Source organism: Nevskia sp. (genome assembly GCF_023266035.1).
In the GTDB taxonomy this organism is placed as follows: domain Bacteria; phylum Pseudomonadota; class Gammaproteobacteria; order Nevskiales; family Nevskiaceae; genus Nevskia.
Map to the genome: position 1 here is coordinate 1 of NZ_JAHFRY010000175.1, position 7,297 is coordinate 7,297.

General features: G+C 66.7%; 7 protein-coding genes. 6 read left to right on the top strand and 1 reads right to left on the bottom strand.

The window, feature by feature from the left end; translation table 11 throughout:
- The 6 genes from Q0D45_RS19690 to Q0D45_RS19715 form a co-directional block, all read left to right on the top strand.
- The coding region (locus Q0D45_RS19690) for a RodZ domain-containing protein (RefSeq protein WP_293397054.1) at positions 1-935 on the top strand (935 nt) is incomplete at its 5' end.
- Between the two features lie 71 nt (positions 936-1,006).
- The gene (gene hisS, locus Q0D45_RS19695; protein WP_293397057.1) at positions 1,007-2,275 is read left to right on the top strand and encodes a histidine--tRNA ligase; all 1,269 of its coding nucleotides are present in this window, start codon (positions 1,007-1,009) and stop codon (positions 2,273-2,275) included.
- Positions 2,276-2,379: 104 nt separating this feature from the next.
- A complete protein-coding gene (locus tag Q0D45_RS19700; protein ID WP_293397060.1) occupies positions 2,380-3,042 on the top strand; it encodes a tetratricopeptide repeat protein in 663 nt (220 codons plus the stop codon).
- Positions 3,039-4,199 (top strand): outer membrane protein assembly factor BamB, encoded by a 1,161-nt coding sequence (gene bamB, locus Q0D45_RS19705; RefSeq protein WP_293397063.1) that lies wholly within the window; start codon positions 3,039-3,041, stop codon positions 4,197-4,199. Before Q0D45_RS19700 ends, bamB begins: the two co-directional genes overlap by 4 nt.
- Positions 4,200-4,380: 181 nt before the next feature.
- The gene (gene der / locus Q0D45_RS19710) at positions 4,381-5,832 is read left to right on the top strand and encodes a ribosome biogenesis GTPase Der (protein WP_293397065.1); all 1,452 of its coding nucleotides are present in this window, start codon (positions 4,381-4,383) and stop codon (positions 5,830-5,832) included.
- A gap of 56 nt (positions 5,833-5,888) precedes the next feature.
- A complete protein-coding gene (locus tag Q0D45_RS19715; protein WP_293397068.1) occupies positions 5,889-7,082 on the top strand; it encodes an MFS transporter in 1,194 nt (397 codons plus the stop codon).
- Between the two features lie 94 nt (positions 7,083-7,176).
- On the opposite strand, the gene Q0D45_RS19720 is transcribed toward Q0D45_RS19715, so the two are convergent.
- Positions 7,177-7,297, bottom strand: a 121-nt coding sequence (locus Q0D45_RS19720; protein WP_366946511.1) for an acyl-CoA dehydrogenase family protein, incomplete at its 5' end; no start/stop codon positions are given.

Below are 7,297 nucleotides of genomic sequence, written 5' to 3' on the forward strand. Positions count from 1 at the left end.
TGGCTACCGAAACCGACGTTGCAAAGCCTGATTCAAGCTCCGCTGCCCCGAGCGCCGCCGGCGGCCCCGGCCGGATGATTCGCACGGCGCGCGAACGCGCCTCGATGAGCATCGACGAACTGGCCGTGCAGACGCGTCTGGCACGCGCCACGCTCGAAGCGCTGGAAAGCGATGATTTCTCGACCCTGCACGAGGCGGTCTACGTGCGCGGCTACTACCGCAAGTGCGCCAAGGTGCTGAAGCTGCCGGAAGCCGAGCTGATCGGCGCCTACGACAAGCTGCTGGGGCCGAAGGCGCCGCCGCTGCCGACCAAGCTGCTGCTCGGCAGCGGCGGTTCGACGATGGGTTCGATGAGCCGCCGCGGCAGCGGCCCGAGCCTGCCGCTGGTGCTCGCCATCGCGGTGGCGATCGGTGTCGGCATCTGGTTCCTGGTCCATGAGTCGCCGAGTCTGGCGCCGGCCATCGAGCCGACCACCGCGCCGCCGGCCGCCGTGATCGAGCCGGCTCCGGCGTCGACCTCGTCCCTCGATGCACAGCCGGGGGTTCCTGCCAGCGAATTCGCGACACCGACGCCGGGCGAAGCGCCAGCATCAGGCGCAGCCGTGACCGGCACCGAGCCGGCTGCTGCTGCGAGCGCCGCGGAACCTGTCGTCGCCGGTTCGGGTGCGCTGGTTCTCAACTTCAGCGCCACCTCCTGGGTAAGAGTCGACGATGCCGACGGCCGCCTGCTGCTTTCCGGCAACCAGCGGGCCGGCGATCATCAGGTGCTGCGCGGACGCCTGCCGTACGCGCTGTTCATCGGCTACGTGCCGGGTGTGAGCTTGGAGTTCGACGGCAAGCCCTTCGACCTCAAGCCGCACATGCGCGACAACGCGACGGCCCGCATCAGCCTGCCGTTTGTCGAGCCGGCAGCTGCGCCAGCCACAACGCCCTGAGTCCAGTCGTTGCCCCTCCTGTTCCCGTTCCGGCTTAGCGCCGCAGCCTCGCCGGTTCCCAGAATTCCGTCATGAAGATCCAGTCCGTACGCGGCATGAACGATGTCCTGCCGGCCGATTCGTCGGCCTGGCAGCACGTCCATGCCGTTGCTGCCCAGGTGTTCGCCGCCTACGGCTATGGCGAGCTGCGCCTGCCGGTGGTCGAGCGCACCGAGCTGTTCAAGCGCGCCGTCGGCGAAGTGACCGATGTCGTCGAGAAGGAGATGTATTCGTTCGAAGATCGCGGCGGCGAGCGCCTGAGCCTGCGTCCCGAGCTGACCGCCGGCGTGATCCGCGCCGGCATCGAGCACGGCATCCTGTTCAACCAGCAGCAGCGCATCTGGTGCACCGGTCCGGTGTTCCGCTACGAGCGTCCGCAGGCTGGCCGCTATCGGCAGTTCCATCAGTTGGATGTCGAAGCCTTCGGCATCGCCACGCCGGATGCCGATGTCGAGATCATCGCCATTGCCGCGCAGCTCTGGAAACGCCTCGGCATGAGCGGCTTCCAGCTGCAGATCAACACCCTCGGCACCTTGCCGTCGCGGGCGGCACATCGCGCGGCCTTGATCGACTATCTGCTGCAGCACGAAGCCGCGCTCGACGAAGACGCCAAGCGTCGCCTGCATACCAATCCGCTGCGGGTGCTCGATTCCAAGGTGCCGGCGACTCAGGCGATCGTCGAAGGCGCGCCGTCGCTGCTCGATTATCTGGACGAACCCTCGATCGCCCACTTCGATGCCGTCAAGGCGGGCCTCGAAGCGCTGGGTATCGCCTACGTCATCAATCCGCGGCTGGTGCGTGGACTCGATTACTACACGCACACGGTGTTCGAATGGGTCACCGACCAGCTCGGCGCCCAGGGCACGGTCTGCGCCGGTGGCCGCTACGATGGTCTGGTCGAGCAGCTGGGCGGCCCGAAGACCACCGGCGTCGGCTTCGGCCTCGGCATCGAGCGGCTGATCCTGCTGATGGCCGTGCAGCAGGTGCCGGTGGTCTCGAACCAGCCGCAGGTCTATATCTGCCGCTTCGGTGCCGAAGCCGAGCGGGTGGCGCTGCGATTGTCGGAAACGCTGCGCGATCAGCTGCCCGGTTTGCGCCTGGTGCTGAACGCTGGCGGCGGCAGTCTCAAGTCCCAGCTCAAGCGTGCCGACGGCTGCGGCGCGCGGCTGGCGCTGATCATTGGCGACGACGAAGCGGCTGCCGGCGCCGTTCAAGTAAAATCGCTGCGCGGGGAGGGCGAAGCCTTCACCTGTTCCCTAACCGAACTGGCTGCGGAACTCTCGCGCCGGCTCGCGCTCTGAAGCCGCGAGCCTCTCCTCAACACACATTTTTCTCACCTGATTAGAAGCGGTTCGAAGCCGATTCAAATCTGGCCCTGACGCGACGCTGACCCGAGACTGCAACGATGAGCACCCATTACGACGACGAAGCCCAAGTCGAAGACCTGCGCCGCTGGTGGAAGGACAACTGGTTGCCGCTGGCCGTCGGTCTGGGCCTCGGTCTCGCCGCGATCTTCGGCTGGGAGTACTACCGCACCCAGAAGAATCAGACGCGCGCCGAAGCCTCGCAGTTGTTCGAGGAACTGAAGACGGCGGTCAGCGGCAAGAAGTACGACGAAGCGGTGAAGATGGCCGATCGTCTGGCCAGCGATTTCGAGTCCACGCCTTACGCGGCAGCGGGCGCGATGAAACTGGCGCAGGCGGCCGTCGACGACAACAAGCTCGACGACGCGCGCATCCGTCTCGAATGGGCCTATGCCCACGCCGATGACGAAGCGCTGAAGCCGTTGATCCATCTGCGTCTGGCTCGCGTGCTCTGGCAGCAGGGCAAGGCGCCGGAGGCGCTGAAGCTGCTCGACGCCAATGCGGACAGCTACGCCGTGCTGTTCGACGAACTGCGCGGTGACATCAAGCTCGCCGAAGGCGATCGCGCGGCGGCACTGGCGGCCTATACCAAGGCGCTCGGTGCGGTCGGCGGCGAGACCGCCGGCACGCCGAACGCACCGATCGCCGAATCGCTGCAGCACAAGATCGACGATCTGGCCGATGTCGCGGCGGTGAAATCGTGAAGCCAGCCTTTCGCAACAGCCTCGCTCTGCTGCTGATCGCCGCACTGTCTGCGACCACCGCCTGTTCGTCGAAGCCGAAGCTGCGCGAGCCGACCAAACTGGTCGAGGTCAAGCCGGAAATCAAGGTTCAGCAAGTCTGGTCGCGCTCGGCTGGCAACGGCAGCGGCGGCTTCTATTCCGGCCTGCGTCTGGCGCTGGAATCCGATGCGTTGTACGCCGCCGCGATCAATGGCGGTGTGTTCGCAATCGATCCGAAGACCGGCGCCACCATCTGGCAGAGCAAGACCAAGTCGCGAGTCATTTCCGGCCCGACGGTCGCTGCCGACATGGTCTATGTCGGCACGCTCGATGGTGACGTGATCGCGCTGAAGCGCGCCGATGGCAAGGAAGCCTGGCGGCATCGCCTGCTCAGCGAAGTGGTCGCCGCCCCGGTGGCGAGCGGCGACATCGTCGTCGTCCGCAGCGTCGATGGCCGCCAGTTCGGCCTGTCGGTCGCCGATGGCAGCCGGGTCTGGAACTTCGATCGTGCCGAGCCGAATCTGACGCTGCGCGGGCTATCGAAGCCGCTGATCCTCGGCAATCGCGTCTACATCGGTCTGGACAGCGGCAAGCTGGTGGCGCTGAACCTGGCCGACGGCGTACCGGCCTGGGAACAGAACCTGTCGGTGCCGACCGGCCGTTCCGAGCTGGAACGCCTGACCGATGTCGACGCCGATCTGCTCGCTGCCGACAACGGCATCTACGCGGTCAGCTACGGCAACGACATCGCGTTGATCGACCCGGTGGCCGGCGAAAGCCGCTGGCGCCGCAGCATCAAGAGCTACACCGGCATGAGCGCCGACGATGCCCATCTGTACGTCACCGACAACGATGGCCTGCTGTGGTCGCTGGACGCCGATACCGGTGCGGTGAACTGGAAGCAGGAGACGCTGAAGTTTCGCCGCCTGTCGCCGCCTGCCGTGTTCGGCAAATACATCGTCGCCGGCGACTACAAGGGCTATCTGCACTGGTTCGAATCGGGCGATGGCCACGAGGTCTTGCGCGGCAATCTGGGCGGTGATGCGGTGATTGCCGCGCCGGTCAGCGATGGCGAGCGTCTGTACGTGCTCAATGTCTCCGGCGATATCGCCGCCTACCAGATCGCCCCGGCGAAGTAGGCAGCTCACAAGTGGCGAGGCCGAGCCGGGAATTCCGGTTCGGCTGAAGCCGGGTTCGATGCCTATTGCATCGGGCCGCAGTCCACGCCCCGGTAGCGTCAGCGCTCCGGGGCTTTTGTCGTCATGGCGTCGCCCGCGTAGGCTGGTCGCCACCGCTACGTTTTCCTGATGGTCGTGAATCATGAGCAGCATCCCTGAAGTGCCCCCCGCTGCATCCCCCGACGTCGAGGCCGCGCGCATGCTGCCGGTCATCGCCCTCGTCGGCCGTCCGAACGTCGGCAAGTCGACGTTGTTCAACCGCTTCACCAATAGTCGCGATGCGCTGGTCGCCGACTACGCCGGCCTGACTCGCGATCGCCAGTACGGTCAGGGCACGTTCGAGCGCAAGCGCTTCATCGTCGTCGATACCGGTGGCTTGATGCCGGAATCCGCCGATGCGCTGGCCCTGCTTGCCGAGCAGCAGGCGCGGATCGCCATCGAGGACGCCGACACCGTGCTGTTCCTGGTCGATGCCAAGGCCGGCCTGATGGCCTCGGATATCGAGATCGCCAACGTGCTGCGCAAGCTCGGCAAGCCGGTGCGCCTGCTGGCCAACAAGTCGGAAGGCATGACCAAGATGCTGGTCGCCGACTTCTACAAGCTGGGCCTCGGCGAACCGACGGTGATCTCCGCCGAGTTCGGTGACGGCATCGGCGGCCTGCTGCGCGACCTGCTGGCCAATACGCCGGCGAACACCGAGGAGCCGGAGTGGGACGACGGCACCATCCGCGTGGCGATCGTCGGCCGTCCGAACGCCGGCAAGTCGACCCTGGTCAATCGCCTGATCGGCGAAGACCGCGTGCTGTCCTCCGAGCAGCCGGGCACCACCCGCGATTCGATCAGCGTGCCGTTCGAGTGGGGCGGCCGCAAGTTCGAGTTGATCGACACCGCCGGCGTTCGCCGCAAGTCCCGGGTCACCGAAGTGATCGAGAAGTTCTCGATCGTCAAGACCCTGCAGGCCATCGACCGCGCCCATGTGGTGATCTCGATGGTCGACGCCCAGGACGAGATCGGCACCCACGATGCGCGGATCATGGGCCTGGTCGCCCATCACGGCCGCGCCATGGTGCTGGCGGTCAACAAGTGGGACGGCCTGGACATGGACAAGCGCAAGTGGGTGCGCGACATGGTCGATTTCAAGCTGCCGTTCCTCGACTACGTGCCGGTCGATTTCGTCTCGGCGCTGCACGGCTCGGGCTTGCGCGAACTGATGGAACACGTGGTCGCCGGCTACGAAGCGACGACCCGCGAAATGGCCACGCCGGAACTGAACCGGGTGCTGATCGCCGCCGTCGAAAAGCATGCGCCGCACGCCATCCTGGGCCGCCGCATCAAGCTCCGCTACTGCCATCAGAGCGGCCGCAATCCGCCGGCGATCATGATCCACGGCAACCAGACCGACAAACTCAAGGACAGCTACGTCAGCTACCTGGCGAACACCTTCCGCGAGGCCTTCAAGCTGCAGGGCGTGCCGCTGAAGCTCGAGTTCAAGACCGGCGACAACCCGTTCAAGAACAAGAAGAGCGACCTGTCGCCGGCGATGCAGATGAAGGCCAAGCGTCTGGCGGCGCAGTCGGCGCGGACCAAGAAGTAGGCGTTGGCTCCCCTCTCCCGGAGGGAGAGGGCTTCGAGTCGTCTTTCGAGTCTGGAATGAACCGTCGCCGCATCGCCGTAACCCTGGCGGGTATCGCGGCTTTCATCAATCTTTACGCGCCGCAGTCGCTGCTGCCGCTGCTGCGCGACTGGATTGGCAATGACGCTGCCCGCGCCGGTCTGATCGTCTCGGCCGGCACCTTCGGCGTCGCCATCGCCGCGCCGTTCGCCGGGCTGCTGGCCGATCGTTTCGGGCGGCGCCGGGTGATCGTCATCGCGGCGTTCCTCGCGGTCGTTCCGGGCCTGTTCGCCGGCCTGGCGCCGACGCCGGAAGCGCTGATGCTGATCCGTTTGGTCCAGGGCTTGTGCCTGCCGGGCATCTTCGCGGTGACCGTTGCCTACATCGCCGAGGAATGGCCGGCGGCGGAGGCGAGGGCGGTGACCGCGGTCTATGTCGCCGGCACCATCGGTGGCGGCTTCTGCGGCCGGCTGCTGTCCGGCGTGGTGGCCGAATTCGCCGGCTGGCGCTGGGCGTTTGCGTCGCTGGCGCTGTTGCAACTGGGGCTCGCGCTGCTGATCCGCACCTGGTTGCCGCCGGGTCGCGATATCCCCCGATTGCGCGGCACGCCGCGGACGCCGCTGCTGCCCTTGCTGCTGCGTCCGGGCTTGCGCGGTGCCTACGCGACCGGCTTCCTGATGCTGTTCGCGCTGGTCGGCGGCTTCACCTACATGACCCTGCATCTGTCGCAGGCACCGTATTCGCTGGGCCCGGCCGCGCTGTCGACGATCTTCGCCGTCTATCTCGCCGGCATCGTCATCACGCCGTACTCGGGCCGCTTGCTGAACGCCTACGGCCACGCCCAGGTGCTGGTGATGGCCTGGGCGTTCGGCGTGACCGGGCTGCTGCTGACCCTGTTTCCGCCGCTGCCGGTGATCGGCGTCGGCCTGTGCCTGTTTTCGGTCGGCCTGTTCGTCGCCCAGACCGCCACCACCAGCTTCGTCAGCGAAGTGGCCGGGGCGGAACGCGGCCCGGCAGTCGGCCTGTACGTGACCTGCTACTACCTCGGCGGCAGCGCTGGCGGCGTGATACCAGCCGTGGTCTGGCACTGGGCTGGCTGGCCCGGCGTGGTCGGCTTAATGTGCTGCGCCGGCGGCATCGCGGCGCTGATCGGCTGGCGCAGCTTCCGCTTCCCGAAGGACGAGCCGCATCCGGTGAAGGACGCGGTGCCGGAGGTTGGCGGCGAGGCTTGAGGTTTGTGTCGTCGTAGGTCGGCCCTTGGCCGACGCGACGCGCTGCTGACGAGTGCGGCGTCGGCCAAGGGCCGACCTACAGGCGAGCCTGGGCTTAGCGGCCGACCAAAGACCGCGCGATCACTTCTTTCATGATCTCGCTGGTGCCGCCGTAGATGCGCTGGATGCGCGCGTCGGCCCAGTAGCGGCTGATCGGGTATTCGGTCATGTAGCCG